The 25,713-nt window shown below is 43.1% G+C and carries 25 protein-coding genes; 12 read left to right on the top strand and 13 right to left on the bottom strand.

The features are described from left to right. Positions 1-20: 20 nt before the first annotated feature. Positions 21-1,952: a glycosyltransferase gene (locus WHS38_03825; protein ID MEJ5300096.1), complete on the bottom strand. Its 1,932-nt coding sequence runs from the start codon at positions 1,950-1,952 to the stop codon at positions 21-23. A 285-nt stretch (positions 1,953-2,237) separates the two neighbouring features. On the opposite strand from WHS38_03825, the gene WHS38_03820 reads away from it, so the two are divergent. Next, positions 2,238-3,272, top strand: a complete 1,035-nt coding sequence (locus tag WHS38_03820) for a hypothetical protein (GenBank protein ID MEJ5300095.1) — start codon at positions 2,238-2,240, stop codon at positions 3,270-3,272. Here the strand turns inward: WHS38_03820 and WHS38_03815 are convergent. Then, the gene (locus WHS38_03815) at positions 3,259-3,840 is read right to left on the bottom strand and encodes a flavodoxin family protein (protein ID MEJ5300094.1); all 582 of its coding nucleotides are present in this window, start codon (positions 3,838-3,840) and stop codon (positions 3,259-3,261) included. The two genes, WHS38_03820 and WHS38_03815, sit on opposite strands and share 14 nt — an antisense overlap. A gap of 81 nt (positions 3,841-3,921) precedes the next feature. Here WHS38_03815 and WHS38_03810 point away from each other — a divergent pair, with 81 nt between their 5' ends. From WHS38_03810 to WHS38_03765, 10 genes are all read left to right on the top strand, one after another. Next, positions 3,922-4,335, top strand: coding sequence for an HIT family protein (locus tag WHS38_03810; protein MEJ5300093.1), 414 nt, complete (start codon positions 3,922-3,924; stop codon positions 4,333-4,335). A 198-nt stretch (positions 4,336-4,533) separates the two neighbouring features. Beyond that, positions 4,534-5,229: a CBS domain-containing protein gene (locus tag WHS38_03805; protein ID MEJ5300092.1), complete on the top strand. Its 696-nt coding sequence runs from the start codon at positions 4,534-4,536 to the stop codon at positions 5,227-5,229. Positions 5,230-5,469: 240 nt separating this feature from the next. Beyond that, positions 5,470-7,107 (top strand): AMP-binding protein, encoded by a 1,638-nt coding sequence (locus WHS38_03800; GenBank protein ID MEJ5300091.1) that lies wholly within the window; start codon positions 5,470-5,472, stop codon positions 7,105-7,107. Positions 7,108-7,179: 72 nt separating this feature from the next. Further along, positions 7,180-8,025 carry an MBL fold metallo-hydrolase gene (locus tag WHS38_03795; protein ID MEJ5300090.1) on the top strand — a complete coding sequence of 282 codons (846 nt, stop codon included), beginning with the start codon at positions 7,180-7,182 and terminating at the stop codon, positions 8,023-8,025. A 33-nt stretch (positions 8,026-8,058) separates the two neighbouring features. Further along, positions 8,059-9,228 (top strand): ABC transporter substrate-binding protein, encoded by a 1,170-nt coding sequence (locus WHS38_03790; protein ID MEJ5300089.1) that lies wholly within the window; start codon positions 8,059-8,061, stop codon positions 9,226-9,228. A 40-nt stretch (positions 9,229-9,268) separates the two neighbouring features. Beyond that, positions 9,269-10,135 (top strand): branched-chain amino acid ABC transporter permease, encoded by an 867-nt coding sequence (locus WHS38_03785; GenBank protein ID MEJ5300088.1) that lies wholly within the window; start codon positions 9,269-9,271, stop codon positions 10,133-10,135. Beyond that, positions 10,132-11,055: a branched-chain amino acid ABC transporter permease gene (locus tag WHS38_03780; protein ID MEJ5300087.1), complete on the top strand. Its 924-nt coding sequence runs from the start codon at positions 10,132-10,134 to the stop codon at positions 11,053-11,055. Before WHS38_03785 ends, WHS38_03780 begins: the two co-directional genes overlap by 4 nt. Continuing rightward, a complete protein-coding gene (locus tag WHS38_03775; GenBank protein ID MEJ5300086.1) occupies positions 11,037-11,798 on the top strand; it encodes an ABC transporter ATP-binding protein in 762 nt (253 codons plus the stop codon). Before WHS38_03780 ends, WHS38_03775 begins: the two co-directional genes overlap by 19 nt. A gap of 16 nt (positions 11,799-11,814) precedes the next feature. Continuing rightward, positions 11,815-12,579, top strand: a complete 765-nt coding sequence (locus WHS38_03770; GenBank protein ID MEJ5300085.1) for an ABC transporter ATP-binding protein — start codon at positions 11,815-11,817, stop codon at positions 12,577-12,579. Positions 12,580-12,719: 140 nt separating this feature from the next. Beyond that, a complete protein-coding gene (locus WHS38_03765) occupies positions 12,720-13,259 on the top strand; it encodes a nitroreductase family protein (protein ID MEJ5300084.1) in 540 nt (179 codons plus the stop codon). A gap of 68 nt (positions 13,260-13,327) precedes the next feature. On the opposite strand, the gene WHS38_03760 is transcribed toward WHS38_03765, so the two are convergent. The 9 genes from WHS38_03760 to WHS38_03720 all read right to left on the bottom strand — a co-directional run bounded on the left by WHS38_03760 (position 13,328) and on the right by WHS38_03720 (position 22,438). Then, a complete protein-coding gene (locus WHS38_03760; GenBank protein MEJ5300083.1) occupies positions 13,328-14,494 on the bottom strand; it encodes an acyl-CoA dehydrogenase family protein in 1,167 nt (388 codons plus the stop codon). A 16-nt stretch (positions 14,495-14,510) separates the two neighbouring features. Continuing rightward, positions 14,511-15,371 (bottom strand): 3-hydroxybutyryl-CoA dehydrogenase, encoded by an 861-nt coding sequence (locus WHS38_03755; GenBank protein ID MEJ5300082.1) that lies wholly within the window; start codon positions 15,369-15,371, stop codon positions 14,511-14,513. A 33-nt stretch (positions 15,372-15,404) separates the two neighbouring features. After that, positions 15,405-16,580: an acetyl-CoA C-acetyltransferase gene (locus WHS38_03750; protein MEJ5300081.1), complete on the bottom strand. Its 1,176-nt coding sequence runs from the start codon at positions 16,578-16,580 to the stop codon at positions 15,405-15,407. A gap of 201 nt (positions 16,581-16,781) precedes the next feature. Next, positions 16,782-17,084, bottom strand: coding sequence for a DUF167 domain-containing protein (locus WHS38_03745; GenBank protein ID MEJ5300080.1), 303 nt, complete (start codon positions 17,082-17,084; stop codon positions 16,782-16,784). Positions 17,085-17,112: 28 nt separating this feature from the next. Next, positions 17,113-17,904 carry a hypothetical protein gene (locus tag WHS38_03740; protein ID MEJ5300079.1) on the bottom strand — a complete coding sequence of 264 codons (792 nt, stop codon included), beginning with the start codon at positions 17,902-17,904 and terminating at the stop codon, positions 17,113-17,115. 27 nt (positions 17,905-17,931) lie between these two features. Next, on the bottom strand, positions 17,932-20,166 hold the full coding sequence (locus tag WHS38_03735) for a poly-gamma-glutamate hydrolase family protein (protein MEJ5300078.1): 2,235 nt from the start codon (positions 20,164-20,166) through the stop codon (positions 17,932-17,934). Position 20,167: 1 nt separating this feature from the next. Further along, positions 20,168-20,983, bottom strand: a complete 816-nt coding sequence (gene folE2, locus WHS38_03730) for a GTP cyclohydrolase FolE2 (GenBank protein MEJ5300077.1) — start codon at positions 20,981-20,983, stop codon at positions 20,168-20,170. Between the two features lie 6 nt (positions 20,984-20,989). Beyond that, positions 20,990-21,772, bottom strand: a complete 783-nt coding sequence (locus WHS38_03725; protein MEJ5300076.1) for an ArsA-related P-loop ATPase — start codon at positions 21,770-21,772, stop codon at positions 20,990-20,992. A 24-nt stretch (positions 21,773-21,796) separates the two neighbouring features. Next, the gene (locus WHS38_03720; GenBank protein MEJ5300075.1) at positions 21,797-22,438 is read right to left on the bottom strand and encodes a DUF3786 domain-containing protein; all 642 of its coding nucleotides are present in this window, start codon (positions 22,436-22,438) and stop codon (positions 21,797-21,799) included. Positions 22,439-23,480: 1,042 nt separating this feature from the next. Here WHS38_03720 and WHS38_03715 point away from each other — a divergent pair. Then, on the top strand, positions 23,481-24,323 hold the full coding sequence (locus WHS38_03715; GenBank protein MEJ5300074.1) for a hypothetical protein: 843 nt from the start codon (positions 23,481-23,483) through the stop codon (positions 24,321-24,323). Positions 24,324-24,682: 359 nt separating this feature from the next. On the opposite strand, the gene WHS38_03710 is transcribed toward WHS38_03715, so the two are convergent. Then, positions 24,683-25,132 (bottom strand): hypothetical protein, encoded by a 450-nt coding sequence (locus tag WHS38_03710; GenBank protein MEJ5300073.1) that lies wholly within the window; start codon positions 25,130-25,132, stop codon positions 24,683-24,685. Beyond that, positions 25,108-25,527 (bottom strand): DUF3617 family protein, encoded by a 420-nt coding sequence (locus tag WHS38_03705; GenBank protein ID MEJ5300072.1) that lies wholly within the window; start codon positions 25,525-25,527, stop codon positions 25,108-25,110. The genes WHS38_03710 and WHS38_03705 overlap by 25 nt, the downstream gene beginning before the upstream one ends. Positions 25,528-25,713: the final 186 nt, after the last annotated feature.

Genomic DNA, 25,713 nt, shown 5'->3' with positions numbered 1-25,713 from the left:
AGCAATATATAATTTCCAATCTAAACATATCTTGTCCGTGATAATAAAGTCACTTCCAGTTTTCTACTTTGCCTCATAAAAACAAGCGTTTTTAACGTGTCAAAATAAACCCTAATAATAAAAGCATGTCCCGGACTGTTCAGAATAGAATCTCTAAGTCTTAACAAATAATCGCACAGTCTGTTGTAATCCGAAAAGCCAGTCTCAGAAAATTCCTGGATTTTATCGTTTACACCAGTTTCTTCACATCTAGCACCTCTTTTATCCATTAGAAAGTCATATATAGCCTGCGTGGCAGCATAAAATCCATCCTTATTACCTTCTGATAAAAGCTTTGGAAACATAGAACTTTCTAGCAGATTCAAAACTTCTGATATTTTGTTATTCATAAACTCCTCGTGGAAAAACAGAGCATTTCTAATTCCATAATAAATGCTGTTAGGAGATTCCATAAATTCTCCGATTGAACCACCACCTTTATGATAAACAACAGACAAAGGATTATACATAACATAAAGACCTTTTAAAAGCGCTCGACGGCAAATCTCGTTATCCTCAAAATATAAAAAATAATCTTCTCTAAGAAGACCATGAACCCTTAGAAAATCCGCTCTTATTAACATGCTGGCACCACAAACTGCATCGACATTCATTAATTGCTCCCGGTTTTTGCTATCCGATTTTATGCCACGATAAGACACAGATATACCATCAAACTGAACTTTTTCTATTTCAGGATAACAATGCAATTTAGACCCAACTATCGCAACACTAAGTGATTGTTCAGCGGCAGAAATAAGATAATATAAAGCAAGGTCTCCTATTAATGTATCATTATTGAGAAGCCATACATAATCCGCACCCCAAGAAAGTGCCATCTTTATTCCTTCGTTACAGCCACCGCCAAAGCCTTTATTAGTATCAAGCTTCTTAACAAAGACTTCCCTGTTGAAGTCTATTCTCGTAGAAACATCTTCATCGGCTAGAAAGAAGGAAGATCTGAACTTATTACACAATAGCTTTATTTCTTCAGAACGATCCATTTTTGAAGCATTATCAACAATTATGACGTTAAAACGCTCATATCGCTCTTTTATAAACAAAGAAGAAAGAGCCTCTAAAGTATCATTCCAACCGTTGTAATTTACAATAATAATAGAAACTCTGGGTTCTCTTTTAATAGCGTAATTGACCTTTCCTATCCATCGACTGTTAAAAATACGAACATTAGAAATCTCGTGATCAAAACGCCCCGGAGAAGAACTTACAAAATGATAAAGAACACTCTTCGGAGTATAAACCACACGGTAGCCAGCTTCTCTAACTTTCAAGCAAAAATCCATATCTTCATAACCAGTTACAAAACTTTCATCAAATCTCCCTATTTCTTCAAAAACCTTTTTTCTAACAAGTATACAAGCTCCAGTTACAGCGTCGTAATCTCGTTCAACGTTTGCATATGGAAAGTTACAATGGCTTCCATGGTAAATATGCATCGGTGTCACCGGAAAGACTAGATTTTGAAACGTAACCCCTGCATGCTGAATTGTTCCATTGGGGTAAAGCAGTTTAGCCCCCACTACTGCAATTTTTTCGTCCTTTTCAGCTACTTCAACCAACGCTTCAAGCCATCCTGGAAGCGGTATAGTGTCATTATTTAGAAAAACTAAATAGTCTCCTTTTGCTATACTTGCTCCTCGATTGCAGGTGTAGCTAAAACCACGATTTCTTTCATTTCTAAGAGTTTTTATAAACGGATAACGCTTAGAAAGGTATTTCAAATAGTTTGCTGTGCCATCACTGGAATGATCGTCAACAATTATCAACTCCAGAAAAGATTCTGAAATGTGCTTTAGTAATGCATCTACACACTGTTTTGTTAAATCAACCTTATTAAACACTGGAATGATTATAGAACAACGTGCCCTTTTCTTTGAACTCTCAGAACCCATCCTATGACACCTCTTTTAATTTTCGTCCCTAATAAAACTAACCCTTTCAAATCATTCGATCAATATTCATGCCAATTCCATTTAACAATAACAACTCGCCTAATCTCACAAGGCCTTCAAAAACTCAAAACCCACAAACGTCATCTATCTGAACACCTTACAAAATTTTTGACACCATAATAGAACATCTTGCATATGCCGGTCTTCCCATGGCATTCTTGAAATCCAACCGTATGGTAAAAAGTGGAACAACATCTTCTATCAACCTAACCAGAGGAATTGCTTATGCCTATACCAGGAAACCTTCTCACCACGGCGATGGCTGTTATGCCCCATCGAGACCCGGACAGGGCTCTCGAACTTGCACTTTCACTGGATATACCCTTCTGGCCACAACTGCCTTTATTCAGTTACTACGAAGACATGTATGTTCAAGCTTCGGAACATTTCCCTGGAATTTTACTCGATCTGGAACATCGAACTCTGAAATTCTCATCATCCAAATTCATCGACGAACTACCCGCCGTGTTGGAACGCTTTGATGACCCTGAAATTTTCGACGTAAGCCCGACCTACTCTGTTGTATATCACAAATTCCTGGCTATGGATCTTTCAGACAGACCAGCTATAAGAGGACAAATCGAAGGACCCATCAGTTTCGGGTTTAACGTGCAGGACGAAAACGGGCGCCCTATTCTGTTTAACGACGAAGTAAGGGGATTCCTCCTGGAATTTATGGCTCGAAGAATCAATGTCCAGCTCAGACGTCTCAAAGAAAAAAATCCTAACGCATTCATGTTCGTAGATGAACCGGGACTCCAGTTTATCTTCAGCGCCATGAGCGGCTACGACGGTATTAAAGCTAAAACCGACATGGATTATTTCTTTTCTCTTATTGACCGACCCAGAGGGGTTCACCTATGCGGAAACCCAGACTGGGATTTTCTTTTGGGACTCGATCTGGACATTCTGTCTCTGGATGTTTACACCAACGGGGAAATTTTTTCTTCCTATGGATCTTCGATAGCTAGATTTCTCGACCGTGGTGGAGTTCTTTCGTGGGGTATTGTGCCAACGAACTTTGAACCATTCGAACAAGAAAACTTGGAATCTCTTACTCAGCGCTTCCTGGCTCTATTCCATCGCGTAACTAAGGCTCTGGCACCAAAGATCGACCTGGAATTTCTCGTGTCAAGAAGTCTTATTTCTCCTGCCACTTGCTGTCTTGTAAATCCAGACGGAACAATAACGGTCGAAAAAGCTTTCGCAACTGTAAAAGAACTTTCCAGGCGCCTCAGGGAACACTTCAAATTACTTTAAGTCCTTCCACAATTTCTTTTCCCGCCCGGAAGCAGGCATCAAGATAGCCCGGGTGGGAAAGAATTGCTCCTTTTTCATCAATTTCTCTGAAGCAAAGTTCGCCTCCGTAAGATACCCCGATAGCTTCAAAAAAATATCGCATGGTCAGTATGCTGCAGTCAAAGAGCTTTTTTCCTTTTGTAGCTCCCACTCCTAAAAAGAATCCTTTTCTTTTGTTAATACCAGGAGTAAAAACGCCGAGTTTCTGAGCCATAAATAGTGCCTGAGCTCTATCGATAAAGGATTTAAGCTGCCCTGGAAGGTGGTAAAAGTAATTTGGGCTCGCTACGGCTACAATATCGCTTCCTGAGAGAAGCGGATATATTGATTCCATATGATCCTTCTGAGCGCAAACGCCTTTTTCATCACAGTGCCCACAGGCAACACATCCCTTAAAAGAAAGCTTTCTGACGTAAATAGGTTCAACGACCGCTCCTGCTTCAAGAGCTCCTTTTATGAAAAAGTCCATCATAGTATCGGAATTTCCCCTGGGTCTGGGCGAACCATAGATTGCCAAAAGTTGAATCATAGCGTATACTCCTTTTTTACAGTGGTTAGTGACACCAACCTGAGATTTAAGGAACTATCACAAAAAGGGAGGATAGAGTAAATGGAATCCTGCATCTTCTGCCAAATTGTAAAGGGAACAATTCCATCAGCGAAACTCTATGAAGACGATTTCGTTTTGAGTTTTTTAGACATCAACCCTATCAATCCCGGTCATGCCTTAGTTATTCCTAAGAAACATTACCCGACAATACTGGATGTAGATGATGAGGATTTAAAGAAGACAGCAGCGGTTACTAAACTTGTAGCCAGAGCTTTAAAAGAGGCTCTATCCTGTGACGGCATCAATATCCTTCAAAACAATTTCGAAGCCGCTGGCCAGTTGATCCATCACTTCCACATTCATGTGATTCCGCGATTTGAAGGAGATGGGCTAAAGGTATGGGCAGGAAAACCTTACAAGGAAGGTGCAATGAAAGAGGTGCAGGAGAAGGTTCTTGCCGTGATAAAGAAGTAGAAAAGGAAATCAGCAATTTTCCTCTTGATAATTTTCTGAAAATGCTCTAAATGTGACTTGTGTTGATTTTCTCAGGATGTTACCTTCAGTTAGCAATTTCCTGCATGCCGGATTGTAGCTTTCAGGTTGATGTTCTTTGTGAAGATGTGAAGGTTAGAGCAAAAGTCGTCTTAGATTCCACCCTTAGAGGATACAAAGATGCTCGTTAAAGACTGGATGTCAAAAGATGTTGTGTGGATTCGTCCGGAAGCAACCATCCAGGATGCGCTCAAAATGATGAAGCACTACGGCATCAGACATCTGCCGGTTAAGGAAGGCGACGGCACCTTTGTGGGATGGATTACAGACTCTGATGTTAGAAGCGTGCTGATAGCGTCCATGATCGAGCAGCTCACGGTAGCGGATGTAATGATTCGGGAGCCTTATGTTGCGTCGCCTGATGATCACCTGGAAGATGTAGCATTTGTGATGATTACGAAGAAGATCGGGGGCTTGCCTGTTCTGGAAGGCGACCGAATTGTGGGTGTCATTACTGTAATTGACGTATTAAAAGCCTTTATGGAGATGATGGGAGGCTTTGATAGCACTGGCCGTATTGACGTGGTTTGTAGATCAGACGACGACTATGATTTAGCCAGAGTTATTGAAATTATCCAAGAATCTGGCGCGGCGATCCTAAGCGTATGCACCTTTTGGGGTGATACTGGATCTGATTCATCGTCTGGTAATCTCTATTCTTTGCACATCAAAGGGAAAAACTTTTCACAGGTTGTGGAAACACTCAAGGCACAGGGAGTTACAGTGCTCTTTTCACATCAGCCTCATCCTGTGAAACCTGCCGTTAAATATTCTTGTTCTCCCTCCTCTCGGACAGTTCGGGATGTAATTGAATAAAATCTGAAGGTTTGAACCCTTTCCTGCGGAAAACCAAGAGCAAACCGTTTTTATCGGGCTTTTTTGAAAACCAGAGGAAAAATTCTTTCTTCGTGAGAAAGGTTTTAGGCATTACTGATTTAGACTCACGAAGAGAGATTTTTCTCCACTGAAAGCCCAGGAGCTTTCCAGTGGATAATAACTTGGTCTTATGGGCTTCATTGAGAACTTTTAATTAACAGAAGAGGAGGGAACAGAATTATGGGAAAGATTCCAGAAAATTACCTTCCGCCAAGAGACCTTTGGCCTGACTTTACAACACCGGAAGCCTTTAAAAACATGCCTGAAAAGCTGAATATCTGCCAGGAATTTATCGATCGTCATGTTGCAGAGGGGCGAGCCAATAATCATGCGGTCTATTTCATGGACAAGATGATTACTTACGGGGCTCTTCAGAAAATGGTCAATCGCTTTGCCAATGCTTTAAGAAAGATGGGTGTTGAGCCTCAGGATCGAGTAGGACTTCGCGTGGTTAACTCTCCTCCAGCCATTGTTGCAATTTATGGAATTTTCAAAATAGGGGCCATTCCCGTCCCCACATCTCCTCTGTGGTCAAAAGAAGAGGTTGCATTCGTTGTCAACAACGCTGAAATGAAGGCTTTTATTGTAAATGATCCTCTAATAGGAGAAGTTGAAAAGGCTATACCTTCCTTTGAAAAACCCACAACTATTATAGTGGTGGGAGGTAATCCAGCCGATGTCGAAGCAAAAGGTTTTAAGTCCTACGAGAAAATGATTGAAAATGAATCGGATTCATGCGACCCAGAAATGGTCCACAAAGACGACATCGGTGTTATTCTTTACACATCGGGCACAACGGGACCTCCAAAGGGTTGTGTCCATTTTGTGCGGGAAATTTACATAGAATCCCACATTGTTGGAGATTACGTATGGAAACTTACCCCATCTGACGTCCTGGGTGGATCTGCACCAGTTTCGTTTGCTGCAGGTTTTGGAACCTTCGGGCTTATTCCATTTGCTAAAGGCTCAGCAATTAGCCTCCTTCCCAAATTTACACCGCAAGACATGCTAGAACTTTTTGAAAAACACGGCATCACGGTGGCAACGGGTCTTCCCACAGCTTACAGAGCTCTGATGAAATTCCCGGACTTCAAGAAATACGATCTCAGCAAGGTAAGAATGTTCACATCCGGCGGTGATGCTCTAGGAGTAGAAACCTTCAACGCATGGCTCGAACTTACAGGAAAGCCAATCTGGGAAGGTCTGGGTGGCACTGAGATGCTTCATCTCGTAACATCTAATACCATGGGGGAAAAACCAGTTCCAGGGTCTATTGGAAGGCCACTTCCCGGCTTTGAAATTAAGTTGATAACTCCAGAAGGAAATGAGGCAAAGCCTGGCGAAGTTGGTAGCTTCTGTGTAAAGGGACCCACCGGAACGGTTTACTGGAAACCCTATGCTGATGATAACCGCCTCCTTAAATCTCAGCAAAAAGGAGTAAAAGACGGTTTCAACCTCCTTGGCGATGCAGTATATGCCGACGAAAATGGTTATCTGTTCTTTGTTGCTCGCGAAGACGATATGATTAAGAGCTCTGGCTATCGAATCAGCCCTGCTGAAATCGAGGAAGTTATAGCCAAGTTTGAACCTATTGCCGATGTTGGTGTGGTTGGCGTGCCCGATCCAGAAAAAGGTCAAATTACAAAAGCTTGCATCGTTCTCAAAGAAGGTTATGAACCATCTGATGAGATGAAAGAAAAAATACTGAACTTCTGCCGTGAACATATAGCAATTTACAAACTCCCACGTATCATTGAGTTCATGGATTCTCTCCCAAGAACACCAACCGGTAAACTCCTGAGGAGAAAGCTTAAATAACCATCTATTTGCTCCCGGAGGTCTAAAAAATAACCTTCGGGAGCTTCTTAATTTCCCAGGGAGGAAGCTAAAATGTTTTGCCGATTAACAGTGGTTTGCGAAAATACCGTAGTGCGCCCAGGCTTTATTGGAGAACACGGTTTTGCAGCGCTTCTTGAAACAGACAAGAGCACTATACTTTTTGACACAGGACAGGGTTTTTCTCTCATTCACAACCTTCTTCGATTTCTAAAGGATGTCACAAAAGTAGAAAAAGTAGTTCTAAGCCACGGTCATTATGACCACACGGGAGGACTGCTTGCCTTTTTGGGTGTTCGAGGTCCATGTCCCGTGGTTGCTCATCCGGATGTCTTAAAAGAACGATTCAGACTTATGAGCCCTGCTCCAGGGATGGAAGAAAAACCTGTTTCTATAGGTATGCCATGGCATGAAGCTTATCTTGTAAGCCGTGGAGCTCGTTTTCAATGGGTAACAGAATGGAGCGAGATTACACCTGGAGTATATATTACGGGCGTTGTGCCGAGAAAAACCGAATTTGAAACAGGAGATCCTAAATTTCTCGTAAGAACTGAAAACGGCTTCGGTCCCGATCCTTTCCTTGATGACTACTCCATGATAATAGACACACCCAAAGGACTTATCGTGGTGCTGGGGTGTGCTCACGCCGGCACTATCAACATCCTGAATTACATCGCTGATAATCTCGGTAAACGTCATATCCACGCTCTCGTCGGAGGAACTCATCTCGACTTCTCATCGTCTGATCAGCTAGAAAAAACGATCGATGCGCTTCGTAGCTTCGACATCGAAACAATAGCAGTGAGCCACTGCACGGGACAAAAAGCGGCAGTTGTTATGGCCAAAGAATTCGGGCAGAAATTTCAGTTTGCACCAGTAGGATTTCAGATCATAGTATAGAAGATTCAACAAGTAGATTCGGGAGGTTCTCCAATGGGAAGATTCCTATCTTCGATAGGGATATTTTTCTTTGTCGCTTTAACGGCAAGAGTTGGAATTTCCGAACAGGTTATATCTATAGGATCTATTAATCCTCTAACCGGAAAGCTTGCTCAACACGGGATTGAAGTAGATCAGGGCATTCAGATCGCTGTAGATGAGGCTAATTCTGAAGCGAAAGAGATTCGGTTTAAGCTTATTCGTAGAGATGACAAAAGCCTTCCCGAAGATGCAATGAACCAGGCAGAACAATTGATTATTCACGACAAAGTAATGGCTCTGGTGGGAGGTTATGTGGATACTCTCGTGGGGCCTATTGCTACTGTGGCGGAAAAGCATAGAGTTCCCTATGTTGCATCGGCAAGCCTTGAAAGCAGACTAACAACCAAAATTAACCCCTTTTTTTTCAGAATTTCCCATATAGACGGTGTGGCAAAACCTATAGTAGGCTTTATCAAAGACATAGCAAAACCTCGCAGGATAGCTCTCGCTTATGCTTCCACACCGGGAGCAATGGAACTTGCGGATAAAATCCGCCAGGAACTCTCAGGAACTGGCATTTCTCTGGTGCTAGAAGAAAAGCTAAAGTCAGGAACTCCTGATTTTTCACCTTTTTTGCTTAAATGCCGTTCTCAACGAGTAGATTTCATAATTTCTGCTCTTTTCCTCCCGGATCATCTTATACTTGTAAGGCAGATGAAGGAACTTAAGGTTTCCACCAAAGGATACCTCGGTCCTTGGGGAATAGCTTATCCAGGCTTTGTAAAAGAAATGGGTGAACGGGCTGAAGGACTGTTCGGAATGCTTGCCTGGGCTTCCGGGATTTCCTATCCTGAAACTGAAGAAACGTCGAAAAGGTTCATTCAAGCTTATAAAGACCGTTTTGGAACCGATCCTACAAGCACAGCTATGCATGGGTATGTTTCCGCAAAGGTCGCAATCGATGCGACGCAAAGACTCGTAAAAGCTAACCAACCTGTTAACCCTCAGAATCTAGCCGAAGCTATTAGAAAAACTGATATGATGTCGCCTATTGGTAGAATTTCATTTGATGATCACGGCAATCCAAAACATTATATCCAAATGGTTGTTCAAATCCAGAAAGGATCTTTTGTGGTAGTGTATCCCGCTGAACGATCCACCGGGAAAGTCATTATGCAGTGAGGGAGCAAAGCTAAAGGGGAAAGGGGAATTCAGCAGCAAGATGTTTTTTGTGGGTCAGATTCTTATTCAAGCGCTTAGTTTAGGAAGTCTTTATACACTCCTTGCAATTGGATTTTCTCTAGTCTTTGGAGCAACCAGAGTTTTAAACCTTGCACATGGAAGCTTTGTTATTTTTTCAGGCTACGTCGCTTACATTCTAGGTAAATATTATAATGTAGGGTTCATTTTAGCTTCCTGGTTGAGCATACTAGCACCCCTTATTTTCCTGCCGGTTATTGTTTTTATAAGTTCCAGAAGCCCACACCCTAGAGAAACCATTTCGCTCATCCTCACCTTTGGACTCTCCCTTGTGCTTCAAAGCTGCTACATGGCCGCCTTTTCGGCAGACTATCGCATACTTTACGAAACTCCATCCTTTTACGAAATTCCAGCACTTAGGGTCATAATTAGTTCAAATCAACTCATCCTTATCTCGATCTCCCTAAGTGCAATCGCCCTCCTATTCCTGCTTTTCAGAAAAACAATGATAGGAAAAGCCCTCAGAGCCACAATTCAAAATAACGAAGCAGCACTTCTCGTTGGAATTCCCATAAGACAAATGAGAATCCTGGCTGTAGGCTTGGGATGTCTCGCCGCTGGGCTGGCAGGTGCACTTTATGTGCGAATCAACTATATTTACCCTGCTGGCGACATGGAAGTAACCCTTATAGCACTTCTTATAACTCTTTTTGCTGGAAGGGGAAGAATTAGGAGAATCCTCATTTGCGCATGGAGCTTTGCACTAATAGAAACTATTGTGTCTTACTGGTGGGGAGCGAAATGGCGAGACCTTTTAAGCAGTCTATTTATCATAGCGGTTTTGTTGAAGCGAGGAGAAGAAATTTTCGAAAATTCTAGGGAGAAATGATGAACTTTCTCATTCAGATCCTCATCTGGATAATTATTTTGAGCCTTGGATGGATTGCTTCGATACCCGAAAGCCTTTTATCTGTGCTGACAACGGCCTTTCTTTACGGATCAATGGCAACAGCCTGGAACATTTATTCACTGAGCGGAGCCATATCACTCGGGCACGCCGCTTTTTTTGGACTAGGTGCCTATGGTTTTGCTTTTACGGTTTCCAAATTTACAATCTCTCCGTGGATAGCTTTCATTACAGGTGCCCTGTGTGCCATAGCTTACTCTTTTCTATGGATGATCACTATCAATCGCTTAAGACATGGTAGCTTCGTGCTCGCCACTTTGGTTTCCGTAGAAATTCCTAGAGTTATTGTAGAAAACAAGGACACCATCATTCATGGCTCGTTAGCTATTATTAACCTGGGTACTTTGAATTTACCGTCTTTATTCCCATCAGGCCTTCGGGGATGGTATGTAGTTATGGGAATCCTTGCTGTCACTCTTTTAGTAATCCATCGCCAGATGCTTTTTTCAAAGTGGGGATGGGGGTTAAGAGCTATTCGAGATGATGAACAGACAGCTCTTGCTGTGGGAATTCCGGTAGAACTATTGAGATGTTTTACGCTGCTCGTGAGTAGTTCTTTCACGGGGTTGTGTGGTGCCTTCTATGCCGCTCTAATAGGTTTTGTGGAACCATCTCTCGTTTTCAGCCTTCATTTTTCGGCTATGCCCCTTGTCCTGAGCCTTTTCGGCGGAAGAGAACATCTTTATGGACCGCTTGTTGGTGGATTGGTTCTATATAGTTTAGACCAACTCTTAATGGTCCCGATTTTTCCCGAAGCTCACAGAGCTCTCTACGGAATTGCTATCTTCGTGACCATCTGGTTTTTTCCAAAGGGAATTTTAGAATGGACAAAAAAGCTGTAAAATCACCCTATCTGTTTCTGGAGAGTGTAACGGTTGAAAGAAATAACCGTGAAGTGCTTAGGGGAATCTCTTTTTCTCTGGAACGTCAGGAGATAGTAAGCATTATCGGTCCAAATGGAGCTGGGAAGAGCACAGTCTTTGACGTTATCACGGGATTTGTTAAGCCACTCTCGGGTCGTATAATCTTCAGGGGAATCGATATTACTGGTTGGAATCCTTACAGAATATGTCGGATGGGCATTGCCAGAACGTTTCAAATATCCCGCCCCTTTGGCTCAATGACGGCCTTAGAAAACGTTGTAGTAGCCATAATGTTTGGTAATCTAAGGGCTAAGAACATGACATCTCAAGTTATTCACGATAAGGCCAGAGAATTTTTAGAGCTTGTTGGATTAGGACATAAAAGCAATACGCTCTCGCGTTGCCTCACTCTTTCGGAACAGAGGCGGCTTGAGGTGGCGAGAGCGATAGCTACTGATCCGGAACTTCTTTTGCTGGACGAATTTGCAGCAGGGTTGAGCCCCAAAGCCATAGACGACGCACTTAGGGTGATTGAGAAACTCAGGGAAGAGGGACTTACGCTGCTCATCATAGACCATTTTTTGAACGTAACGGCTCGTATATCTGACAGAATCATAGCTTTAGATGGAGGAGAAGTTATTGCATCGGGAAGACCTTCCGAAGTTTTAACGAGCAAAGCTGTAGCTACAGCATATCTGGGTGGAACTCTAACAATAGAATAGGCAAAGGAACAATAGGATGGCAAAGGTTGAAGTAAGAAAACTAAGCGTTTGTTATGCCAGAAGACCTATTGTCCATGAGGTATCTTTTCGCGCAAACGAAGGGCAGATTACGGCTCTTGTGGGACCTAACGGGGCTGGAAAGACTACCATACTCAAAGCAATAGCCGGCATCATTCGTCCAGTTAAGGGCGAGATTTTTATCAACGGTGTTCCGACTTCAGGGCTGACAGTCGAAGATCTTGTAAAGCTAGGTGTAGTTTATGTGCCAGAGGGAATGAGTGTTTTCCCGGAAATGTCGGTTGAAGAAAATCTGGAAGTTGGAGGATACTTAAGGAGAGAACACCTCAAAGAGAAAATTGAGATGGTTTTTCGCATTCTGCCAGAGCTTGAGAAAAAGAGGAAAGTTCCAGCGGCAATGCTTAGTGGAGGAGAACAAAGAATGGTTACCATAGGAAGAGGTCTCGTTGCGGGAGCAAGTGTTCTTTTGCTGGACGATCCTTTTCTTGGCTTAAGTCCTCTTATTACTAATAGACTATGCGAAGTTTTTCAGGCACTTCGTCAGGAAGGTAAAACTCTTCTGATAGCCGGTCAACACGTAAGGCGTCTATTAAAAGCCGCTGATAAGGGATTTCTCATTGAAGATGGACATCTTTCACTGGAAGGATCTGGCGCCGAGCTTTTACAAAACCCTCATCTTATGCAGGTTCTTTTCGGGCATTTCAACAATGCCGTTCAACATTCTTTAATGGAGAATCGGGCGATTGTTAACGAAAGAGCGTGAAAGCTCTACTCGAACACAAAGATTGTTAACCATCTAAATCATATCTCTGTTGACAGAGGTTAAAAATGATGCCATCGGAAAAGGCAAGCGGAAAGGAATAGGAACAATCAGATGAAGGACGCAAAAAGTGAGGGGATGCCATGGAATTGATGGAAGCCATTAAGACCAGAAGAAGCATCAGGAACTTCGAACCAAAGGATGTCACAGACGAGCAAATTAACCAGATTCTGGAAGCCGTTCAGTGGGCTCAGTCGTGGGCAAATACTCAGTGCTGGGAAGTTATTGTGGTGCGAAATCCCGAAATGAAGGTAAAACTCCAGGAAACTCTTGCAAAAGGAAATCCCGCCACAAAAGCCATGGTAGAAGCTCCTGTGGTATTCGTTCTTTGTGGTAAGCTTCAGGCAGCCGGATACTACAAAGGACAGGTTACGACCAAATTTGGTGATTGGTTCATGTTCGACCTCGGGATTGCAGCTCAAAATCTGTGCCTCAGAGCCCATGACCTTGGTTTAGGAGGCGTTATAGTGGGGCTTTTTGACCACAACAAAGCCAATGAAATTTTAGGTGTTCCTGATGGATACGAAGTAGTAGCAATGATCCCGGTAGGTTACCCGGCGAAGGTGCCATCGGCTCCCAAGAGAAAGGAAATTTCTGAGTTTACTCACTACGAAAAGTTCTAAATCAGAGTAAAAAACAGGGGCGAAAAGTAACTTCGCCCCTGTAATTTTATAGCTTTAGAGTGATCTCTCTACTTCTTCTCTGGTTTTCCACCCATATAGTGGCGAGCAATAATCATTCGCTGGATTTCGCTTGTTCCTTCATAAATCGTCGTAACTCGCACATCGCGATAGAATCGCTCAATGGGGAAATCCTTGGTATAGCCGTATCCACCCAAGATTTGCATAGCATCGTAACAGGCTTTGTTGGCAGCTTCGGTAGCGAAAAGCTTTGCCATGGAAGCCTCTTTCATAAAGGGACGCTTTTGATCTTTAAGGTAAGCAGCCTGGAGCAAGAGAAGTCGAGCGGCTTCAAGTCTTGTGTAATTATCAGCAATCATCCACTGAATGGCTTGATGTTGGATAATGGGCACATCGAACTGGATACGTTCTTTCGCATACTGAGTAGCAAAATCCATAGCAGCTAAACCTATTCCCAGAGCCATGGAGCCTATACCTATACGTCCTCCACCAAGCTCGGTAACAGCTATTCGGAAGCCCTGATTCAATCCCCCAAGCAGATTCTCTTTCGGCACTCGACAATCTTCCAGAATGAGTTCATTAGTGGACGATCCAACTTGCCCCATTTTTAGTTCGTCTTTGCCCACAGAAAACCCGGGGAAATCAGGCTCTACCAAAAAGGCACTAATCCCCTTCCCTTTTGGTGCAGACTTATCTGTAACCGCCCATACAACAAACAAACCCGCATATTCGGCACTGCTTATGAAGATCTTTCTGCCATTTAACACCCAGTGATCCCCATCTAATACTGCGGTGGTTCTCATAGCGGCGGGATCGGAACCTGCGTTAGGTTCAGTCAATCCAAAGCTTCCGGCATAAAAGGTGCCATCACAAAGGGGCGGAATATACTTTGTTTTCTGATCTTCTGTGCCCACAGCCTGTATCACTTCAGCAACCATGTTGGTAACCGATGTGGTTACAGCCGTAGCAGCACAGGCTTTTCCAAGTTCCGTCATCACTAGAGAGAAAGCCACAGCCCCGGCTCCAGTTCCACCATATTGAGGATCTACTGCAAGTCCATTAAAACCCAGTTCAGCAAGCTTTTTTAGATTCGCCCTTAAGATTTCTCGATCTTTGGTGGCATCAAGCTTTGCTGCCACAGGTTCCAGTTCTTGCTTGGCAAAGCGAGCAGCAGTTTCTTGAATGATTTTTTGCTCTTCAGTCAAATCAAAGTTCATTTTTTACCACCCCTCCCTATTTGTATTCGTAAAAGCCCTTTCCGGTCTTTCTTCCAAGCCATCCAGCCTCAACATATTTGCGGAGAAGTGGACAGGGGCGATATTTCGAATCTTTGAAACCTTCGTAAAGAGTTTCCATAATAGCAAGGCAGGTGTCTAATCCGATAAGGTCTGCAAGTGCAAGAGGTCCCATAGGATGGTTCATGCCCAGTTTCATAACGGTATCGATAGACTCTCTAGTTCCAACACCCTCGTAAAGACAGTAAACTGCTTCATTGATCATAGGCATAAGAATGCGGTTAGCAATAAATCCAGGGTAATCATTAGCTTCGGCCGGGGTCTTGCCGAACTTTATAGACAAATCCCAGGTCACCTGAAAGGTCTCATCTGACGTGGTAAGAGCTCGAATGACTTCAACCAGTTTCATAACCGGGACGGGATTCATAAAGTGCATACCGATAACTTTATCAGGCCGCTTTGTTTGGGCAGCAATGCGGCCTATAGGAATTGAGGAGGTATTGGTAGCAAGAATGGCATGAGACGGGCAAATTTCATCTAAGTCTCGAAAGATTTGAAACTTTATTTCCTGGTTTTCTGTAGCCGCCTCAACCACAAAGTCAACGGAATGAAGATCCCGAAGGTTAGCGCTAAGCTTGATTCTATCGAGAGCTGCGTCCTTTTCTTCTTTGGTCATTTTACCTTTGTCAACGTTTTTGGAAAGAATCTGGCTGATACTTTGGAAACCGCGTTCAGCAAATTCCATCTTAATGTCGTTCAAAATGACGTTTAACCCGCTTACAGCGGCAACGAGAGCGATGCCATGTCCCATCTGACCAGCACCAATGACAGCGAAGAGCTTAACATCATCAGATTTCATCGTGTTCCCTCCCTCGGTTAAAAAAATCCTCTACTAACGTTTTACGACCATAGCGACAGCTTCTCCCCCTCCAAGACAAAGAGAAGCAAGTCCAAACTTTTTGTCCTGGCGGATCATTTCGTAAAGTAGGGTTACAAGCACTCTGGCTCCGCTAGCCCCGATCGGATGACCTAAAGCCACACTTCCACCATTAACGTTAACCTTATTGTGATCCAATCCAAGTTCCTTCAACACTGCTACGGTAGATCCACTAAAGGCTTCGTTGACTTCATAAAGATCCACGTCGCCAAGACCAATTCCTTCCTTTTTCAAGCACTTGGGTATAGCCCATATAGGGGCAACGAGCACATACTTCATGTCTATACCGGCGGAAGCCTGAGCGCCAATAGTAGCCATGATTTTACATCCAAGTTTTTCTGCTTTTTCTCGAGCCATCACCACAACGGCTGCAGCTCCGTCGCTTATGATAGACGCATTGCCGGCTGTGGTAACTCCTCCTTCCTTAAAAGCAGGTTTCATTTTTGCTAGCACTTCATAGGGGGTTTCTCGAGGGCACTCGTCCGTATCGAAAACTATGGGATCTCCCTTCTTCTGGGGTATTACTACCGGCACTATTTCGTCCTTGAATTTGCCGGCTTTAATGGCTTCGAGAGATCGACGGTAAGATTCAGCCGCATAGCGATCCTGATCTTCTCTGGATACGCCGTATTTTTCAGAACAAAGTTCGTTTGATATACCCATGTGGAAGTCATTAACGATATCCCACAATCCGTCGTGAATCATATGATCAATCAGCTTGGCATCACCCATACGGTAGCCAAAACGGGCTTTTTCAAGATAATATGGAGCCATGCTCATGTTTTCCATTCCGCCAGCCACCACCACATCAGCGTCCCCAACCTGTATAGCCTGAGCAGCAAGCATCACGGCTTTAAGTCCCGAACCACACACCTTATTGATGGTCAGGCATTCCACTTCCCAGGGCATGTTAGCTTTAACCGCTGCCTGTTTTGCCGGGTTCTGTCCATATCCGCATGGAAGAACCTGTCCCATAATCACTTCATTAACTTCTTCTTTGGGAATCCCAGCTCGCTTTATAGCTTCCTCAATAACAATAGCTCCAAGCTGAGTAGCTCCAATCGAAGAAAGTGTGCCGTTAAAATTCCCTATGGGCGTGCGAACTGCGCTAACAATAACAGCTTCTCTCATAACCGCCTCCCTTAGATGCTTTTAATATGAAACCCTAACCCGTAAGAATGCCTTTAACAAATCTATTTCGATTGATCAAATAAAATTCGAAAAGACTTTACGATAGATGGCTAAAAACATCCCCTCCCCGAGACTTGTTAGAAACCTGGTCTTTCCTAGTTCTACAAGTAAAAACCAATCAAATTGATATACTTAATAAAATCACAATGGAAGAGTTTCAATCAATTTGCCGGGTTCTGCCACCTCAACAAACAATCTCTTTTTGCGGCTACTGTGACCGCTAACAATAGTGATCCTGGATCGACTTACACCCAAAATTTTTGCTATGAATTCAATACAGGCTTTATTTGCAGCCCCATCCACGGGAGGGGCAGTAAGGCGAATTTTGAGACAGTTATCGTGAATCCCGGCTAATTCGTCTCGAGAAGATCTAGGTTGAATTAACACATCAAGGAAAAAACCGTTATGAGTCAATGTAATGAAGGGATATCTAACCTGGATCATTCCGTTACCCTATACCACTCTAGAAATGTTACTTTTGAATATTGCTCTTGATTTTACGCTCCATGGTGCTTTGCATTTTTTTAATCACTTCTTCTTTTTGCTCAGGGCTCAGCTTTTCAAAATCCTCAGGGGCAGGCAATGGAGGTTGAGTCGAAACTTCTTCTACCTCGGCTTGACCACCTTGGAAAGGAGATGGCAAAGGTTGCGATTGGGGCTGAATCTGCTCTCCTGGTGCTGGTTCTGCTGGAGTTGTTCCTTTTGGAGATGGATGACCAGCTCCCGCTGGAGGCTGTGGTGCGGGAGGTTGTTTAGCTGATTGTGTTGGAGTTGCAGGCGATAACGAAACTGTAGGAAGATGCACGGTAATAGGCGAAGGAGCCTTACCGGTCTTTATTAGGGGTATTACTACTTGCTGTCCATTCTGGTCAGCTATAACCTGATTTTTTTGAACAGATATAATCTTATAAGAGCCGATCTGCCCCCCTTCAGGAACCGTAACATAAGGATTTTTCTTGGCTTTTTCATCTCCCAGGATATTTGGATTTACTTTGAAAATGGCTCGTTTCTTATCCTTCGTAAGTATTACTCCATCGAGCTGAAGATCACTCGGTGAAATCTGAGTAGTAGCATTATCATGCTGTTTACTGGTAGATGGTGGAGTTCTTGTCGGCGAAAAAAGGTTATTCTCCACCACTAGATCCTGTTGGACAGCTTTGCTGGGCTGAGTCTCTTCTGCAGGTGGATTTTGTTGAGCCCAGGCTATAGCTTCACAAAAAACTATAATCAATAAAAGTGTTAGGCTAAATGTCTTATTTTTCAAAGTGTTTGCCCTTTCTTCCAAGTAAGATTACTTGCTAAGAAACCTTCGAGTGGTAAGTTCCACAGCCGTTCTTAAAGCTTCCAAAAACCGCTGTCCTTTTTCATTCCCGTCTATAACATGGTTCCGCATTCCCCTACTAATTTCTAGTTGCACACCTGTGCTCGATAAGTTTCTGTTAACAATATTCCTTGGGTTTGTGCCTCGAATACCTTTAGGACAGGTTGCAACAGCATCAAACCCGGATTCTCTTAAAATCTCGCTTATTTCTTCACACCCTACAGCATCGCGCCCACCGACAAATATGGTTTCTTCAGGGGACGCATAGCCGTGAACTGACAAAGTCCAAACTACTTGAGAAGAAATATCGAGGAATCTATCCTCGTCGAACAAATTACTCGACACATGAAGGCTCATGTTTCCCGAGGGTTTAATACCTTCAAAGGCGTAAAACCAATATTTTTCTCCCGCGATAGCTTCAGCTATGATGGATGTTCCAGGTTCTATAAATCCTCCGTGAGGGGCGATTATAAGAACAGGCAAAATACCCTTACGCCACCTAATTCTATAGTCAATATTCTCTCGCTCTTTTGGTACAATTCTCCAGATACTTCTAGTTGGTCTTTCATCTTCGCCTCCGTAAGGTTTAATGCTTCTGGCCTGAAGTATTCTTTTTTTAATAGCTTCCGAAAGTAGTTTCAGAAGAGATTGGTTTTCGTCGTCCACGGTTGTGTTGACCAGCACATGCATATCGGCTCTTAGCTCATGAGGAGGTTCGTAGGTTTCAAGAAACCGCTCAAGATGTTCAATTCTTGCATCGCTTTCACCTGTATCCGAAGAATATTCTCGACTTCTAAGCCTTTCCGCCAAGGTGGCCTTATCTGCCGTAGTTTCCACAAACACCACATGAACGGGATAGTCGAGCAACGCCCCAAGAAGCGCTTTTCTCCACTTGGACGATGAGAACGTAGCATCTATAACCACTGATCGCCCACTCTTTACAGCCTTAGAAGCATCTTCGAAAATTCTTTCGTAAACTACATCTCTAGCCTCTTTAGCGTATGCTCCCTGCCCGAAGGGAGAGCGATTTGCATCAGGAAAAATCTGGCGGCGAAGCTGATCTGACGAGATGTAAAGCATATGCCCAAGTTGAGCCACCCTTTTGCCTAGTCTGGACTTTCCGGATGCCGGAGGTCCCATAAAAACCCAAGCTGTGGGAATCCCATAAGCTACCGTATGGATTGCTCCCAGGTTCATGAATCGTCGAGCCCCGTCAAAACAGCGGCAATTTTGTTCTGCATCGCTCGGATGGCTAAGAGTTTCAAGGCAAGCTACCTTGGCCCTCACTACAGCTCGATATGCTGTGTAGAAATCGAAAAGAAACCACAACTGAAAGTCTCCACTCACCCTGACATACTCGTCGATAATTCGATAGGCATAATCGGGATAGCCAAGTCTCAGAAGATCCATGAAAAGAAAGGCGAGATCGGCGGCTACGTCACCGTATCTAAATCTATTATTGAACTCAATGCAGTCTATAATATGAACGCCTCGGTAGAAATAAATATGATCAGCTCTCAGATCGCCATGCCCATCTTTTACAAAACCCTTCCTCAGTCGCTCATCGAAAAGATTCCTGGACAGGACAGTAAACCTGTAAGTTAGATTTTTCATCCACTGGAGAAAGCTCTTCCCGCCTATTTCCTGAGCAAAGGGCTCCAGTTGTTTGAAATTTTCGTAGGTATTGAAGCGAACATATTCAATTCCGCCATACAAAGCCAGCTTATCAGGAAGGACAAACCCTGAAGAGTAGAAATCCGCCAGTCTTCTTGCTATGGACTGAATGTGGTTTGAAGTAACCTCCCCCCGTTCAATGAGCCGCCTAAAACAGGCATTATCGGGAAGTTCTCGCATTCTAACGGCGTATTCGACCGGGCTATTACATTGGCGTTCTAAGGTGAGTTTCCCCGTTTCAGGATCCCGACAGATCTCCACTACGGTGTCGTAAACATCATCAGAAAGTCTTTTATTAAGCTCCACTTCTCGATGGCAGTAGTGCTTTCTCAAATCCAGTGTCGTGTAATTAAGGAAACCAAAATCCACGGGCTTTTTTATTTTATAAACCCACCTACCGGTTAAAAACACAAGGGAGATATGGGTCTCCTTACGGTCGATTTTTTTTATTTCGTGGGGATAAAAAGAAGGATCTGAGAAAGCCTTATCAATTTCATCCAGGGTTTCCCATTGGGACTTATTCTGAGTCATACTATTCACACCGTTTTTTAGTTCTTTCTATGTAGGCATAGGCACTATGGTTATGGATGGATTCAAAGTTTTCCACATCCACGGCAAACCAAGTGATGTTTGGATTGTTCTGCATCTGGAGAGCAATATCTCTTACTACATCTTCAACGAATTTTGCATTTTCATAGGCTTTCTCCGTAACATACTTTTCATCAACTCGCTTAAGCACCGAATAGACATCGCAAGATGCGCAAGATTCAACAATAGCGATAAGATCTTCAATCCACATAAATTTCTCATATCTGACGGCAAGCCTCACCAAACCTCTTTGGTTGTGAGCCCCGTAGGCGCTAATCTCCTTTGAGCAGGGACAGACTGTTGTGATCGGAACGATAACTTCCACAATCAAATCATAACCGTTATGCTGATCAATGGATCCAATAACACGGCACCCATATTCCATTAGACCAGGGGACCTTGTTACAGGCGACAGCTTTCTGATGAAGTAAGGGAAGGCAATCTCCACATGAGCTGATTCAGCATCAAGTTTTTTTCTAATAGTATCAAGAATTTTTGAAAGATTACGAATATCAAAATTTCCATGGAATTCGTTCAGAATTTCAATAAACCTGCTCATGTGGGTGCCTTTAAACCGTCGGGGAAGGTTAACATACATGTTAATCGACCCCACAGTATTCTGGAAGCCGTTGTGCTTATCGAGCACCGTAAGCGGATACCGAACATTTTTAACACCTACTTTATCAATTGCAACGTTTCTAGTATCCGGTCGGCTTTGAACGTCTACTATGGACGGTTCAAGATAACATACTGAATTCACCTTTTTTCATTCCTTCTCCTGGTTAAATTTAAGTAACTTTTCCCCTATGCTTTCGAAAGCGGCTCTCGTATAGGCCGACACATCTTCAGGAAAAGCTCCTTTCATGTCAGCTTCAATGAGAGCATCATCATAGGGAATAAATCCCAAGAAAGAAAACTCGCTGAGCCCTTTAACGAGAAATTCCTTATCCCGTTCACTTCTTATCTTATTACCAACTATAAATATTCGTTCAAGCCCAATATCGCTTGCCAGCTCTCGAATCCTGTAAGCTGTCTCGATACTACGCTTACCTGGTTCAACCACAACTATAAAAGCTGTTACGCCTCTTGCTGTGCCTCGCCCCAGGTGCTCTATACCAGCTTCCATGTCCATGATTACAGCTTCATTGTGACGAAGGACGAGGTGATGGACTAGATTTTTCAAAAGCACGCTTTCAGGGCAAACACATCCCATACCACCTTTTTTAACTCCTCCCATAACCATAAGCCTTACGTTATCCCCGCAGGACACAGCAATCTTATCGGGTAGATCATCCACCTTCGGGTTCATCTTGAAGAAGCCACCAAACCCTCCAGGCATAGCTTCTGTGCGTTCATAGATAAGATCTTTCATCTCAGCAATTGGGCTAATAGAATCGGCGTTGGGACAACCAAGAGCATTAGCAAGATTGGCATCTGGATCGGCATCAATAGCAAGCACTGCAAATCCATTTCGACCAAGCCATTTTGCAAGAAAAGCAGCTAGAGTAGTCTTCCCTACTCCGCCTTTGCCACTTACAGCGATTTTCATCTTGCTGTGCCTCCTTCCTGGAGATTATTGAGAAAAAGATCTTGCAATACCCATCATTCGGTAAACTACCCCCCCGCTAAGATAAGCAATATCTTCTACGGACAAGTAGAGTTGAATGTTCTTATCAAAGAGGATGCTAGCCTCCGGGGGAAATTCATCATCCCCCTTCCAGAGTATAATTCTCAGAGTTATTCTAGGAAATACCCGAAAATCGAAAGCCACATCGCCAATTCCTTCAACCGGCACCCCTCCAATCATTGGCGCCACTCGTTCGTAAAGTTGGAGCTTTTCACCAAAAGTTTTCAAAAAGGGATCGCGAGCCCTTCTAAGGAAAGCGTCGTAGTAAAAATGTCCATCGGGTATGTCTCTAAAGGTGATCCACTCACCCGTTTCTTTCTCTCCGGATGCTCCAAGCAAATAATGAGCAACAAGAACTTGATCTGTAAGGGATAATTCCTTCCCCTCGATGCCCAGTTCTATACTTACATCTCCACCTTTAACCCTTAAAAGACAGGGATCCGTGAAAAAACTGAACCTTATAATTTTTTCTTCTTCATTTTCTTCAAATTCACCACCGGCTTTTTCAGCAATTTCTGAAAGATCTTGTTTCAGGATGTTTTCCTTAGCAATTCTTAAAGCCTCTCGGTAGTCATCTATTCTTGGCACTTCGCTGCCTCCTTTTGTTCATCTGACCTGCTAAAAAGTTAAATTTTTACAGCAATCGCTTAACCTGTCTTTATTAAAGGTAATACTATAAAGCAAAAGAAATTCATTGGAAAGAAACAATCAAGTCTGAACAAAAAATAGGCAGCTAATAAACGACTCAATATGTGATTCACCGGATATTGGGATAAGGGGCGGTCAGTTTGACCGATTCCCTCCCACACCCCCCGGCATGCGGGTCCGCACTGGGCGGTTCGAGAAGTGTAGGGGCGACCTCTTGTGGTTGCCCCGTAATCGGGCAGGCACAAGGCCCTGGGATTGGACAGGCACAAGGCCTGCCCCTACGGGACGGTTATCGTTATCTCCGGTTCACCACCGTCACCCTTTCAGGCTCATGTAGGGGCAACGCATGGGTCGCCCATTTAATTTGGTGCGCCCGGCACAGGCGCACTAGAAACGGACGGCGAGGACGCCGTCCCTCCCAAGACGGCCCTAAAATATTGGGATGGTCACCGTCCTCGGCGACCGATTCATTCGAATTTACACCGCTTCGCCTTGATCACGAGAGCTTTAATGTTCTCTGCAGGAGGTAAAACTTGGGAAAATGTAAGTTTTGCGGTAACGATACTAGCTATTTACGCAGTGCTCACAAGGAGTGCAAGCGACCTTATGAAGAAGGTTCGGCTCGTATTATTTAGACTGCGGCTAAGTTCGCTATAACTCAATCTGATTTACGAACACCGCAAGAGACAGCTAAAAACATCGCTTTTAATTCTTATATCAATGGCCAATCTCTGATGGAACTGTTGACAAAAGCCTAGTAGGTTGCTGTTTTCATCAACCCTTCAAGACGGCATGTTCTCAGAAGACGAAGAACATTCTCTTGCTGCCTTCAGGAACTACTTTTTTCTCTGAACCGATTTGATAATTTCGCCGGAACTAAAGTTGATAGTTGAATTGAAGAGACCCTAAAAGGTGGAAGGAATGAAAGAGATTGGTTCTTGGTTATTCATCAAATTCCTCTCTACTTTAGGATGTGTAACTTATGAGACTAATTCCTGAGCATAAGACTAAGACTTTGATTTTGGCAGATTCTTCTCTTTATCCAGAAGTATCTAAAGCGATTGGCTCTTTTATATCCTTCTTAAAAGCAAATGGAATTAGCTTTCAAACTCTTCCATTTCAATCACCTACTCCCTGGATTAGAGATTGGTTCTATACATTTTTATGTCACGACCTTAATAACAACATTGTCTTTTGTGTAAACTCTATGAAAGAAAGTTATGAAACCCGCCGTATGAGAAAGAAAATAGATCTTTTTCAGAGAGATGTTTTAGTTCCTTATCTCCGAAGCAGAGGATCTGTGGAATATAGACCTGGTATTAATCTTGATGGAGGTTCTGTATCCTATAATGATAGAATCTGCTTAATCTCTTCTAAGGCTCTCGTCCACAATAGTATATGTGGTTATGAAGGAATAAGGAACTACTTAGACAGCATTATATCAGATATCTCTCTCCATATTATGCCTTATCCAGGGGATTTCACAGGTCATATAGATGGATCTTTCCGATTTGTGGAGAATACTTTTTTATACGATTCCATCTTTGATCCGTTTATCGATCCCTCTGTGTATTCTGATGATTTTATTTCTATAGATCTGCCTGAACCTCCAAATATCAATAATGCCTTTGGAGATTACCTAGGTTTTATCCTAATGGAAGGCAAAATTCTTTTACCCTCCTTTGGTATCCCTCAAGATAATGAAATTCTTTCCTTATTTAAAGAAAGGTTCAGGGACTATACTATTATTCAGATCCCTTCAGATATCTGTATTACTTTAGCAGACTACACGGCAACACCGCATTGTATCGTCTCTCAGATATAAGAGTATAAAACACGATAAAAAAAGAACTGAACCATTTCGATGCCCATCACAATCCGGGTCAGCTTGCCCGTCAACCGAACTATCTACCTCCCATGTTTGTTTGGCGAAATCTAGCAAGTGCTTATACTGACAAATTCTGTCATCTTGGCCTTGATATTCGAGAATCTGATTTAGAAGTTTTTGAAGACATCTATAAACAATTTAGACTCTAGGTTCTAAAGAAGAAGTAATGGGAAAGATGGTCCAAATCATCTTTGAACAGGGTTGGCTTAAGTCGCTCCAACTTCTCTTTGATCGACGTTTGCTAAACTCCTCCTTTACATATACATACAAAGGAATGGAGACAGTCCATCTTTTTTCTACCAAGGAAATATCTCTTTAGGGACAGATGGAAACTCCCTCATGAGCTTTCGATAATATCTTTTTATGTCTTCACATTCTGGGTCATCGGCACATTCTCCGCAGCATGGACGCATAGCCTTAACAACCCAATTGTTCCCTTCTTTATGCAGAAGAGCATCCACAGGTTCATATTTACTAGCACCGTCAGGACTCTGAGGGTATGTCTCAACCCATGCCCAGCTATTCTTAACTTTGAGATGTCTGACCACGAAAACGACTTTTCCGACATCAAAGGTTTTAAGGGTATCCCTTAAAGCATCCAGAATGGCTTTTCTTTCCTGGCTTCCCTTGGGCGGGGTGTAAGCATCCTCCTGAGCAAAGCCAGGATTAACCGTGAGATGCAGGCATACCAGAATAAATATGGTTCCCAAAAACAATATTTTTAATTTGAACATTTTCCTATCCATTTTCCGGTCATCTTTTGGCGCATTTCCATTCCATCCGATGTCTTTGTTACAGACTCACCGACAAAGGTATCGCCCTTATATGTTACCTTTCCTTCACTTACAATTTTTTCTTCACCATCTTGACAAACCAACTTCCAGCTTACCGTATCGCCCGAAATGTTTTTTTGTTCAATCTTACAATCTTTATTTTTTTCCATTTCAGCTTCAGGAATGGAGTTATCTTTCGTGATACATTGAGTAAACTTTTGAGCTGGCATTTGCATTGGCATGTCAGGGGAACTGACCTGGACTGTTATCTCCCAAAGCCCTTCTTTTAAGTTCATTTCAGCCCCATAAACAAAGCTAGTAAAAACAAGCGAAAAAACGCCCAGAATAAATAAAAATCTTTTTCCCATTTGATATCCTCCTCTTCTGTGTTTAACACTTACCAAAGTTTTTTAACCTAAAACCAGATGACCACTTCTTGGATTTTGCTGGAGCATAAGAGCAACCGAGACAGAAAGTTAGCCAAGGGAAATGAGTTAATCAATGTAATTATGAGATTGACATTTTAATTTAGACGAATAAAAACAGCAAGCTCA

It is taken from the genome of Thermodesulforhabdaceae bacterium (assembly GCA_037482015.1).
Lineage (GTDB): Bacteria > Desulfobacterota > Syntrophobacteria > Syntrophobacterales > Thermodesulforhabdaceae > JAOACS01.
This window is presented reverse-complemented; position numbering and strand designations above follow the sequence as displayed.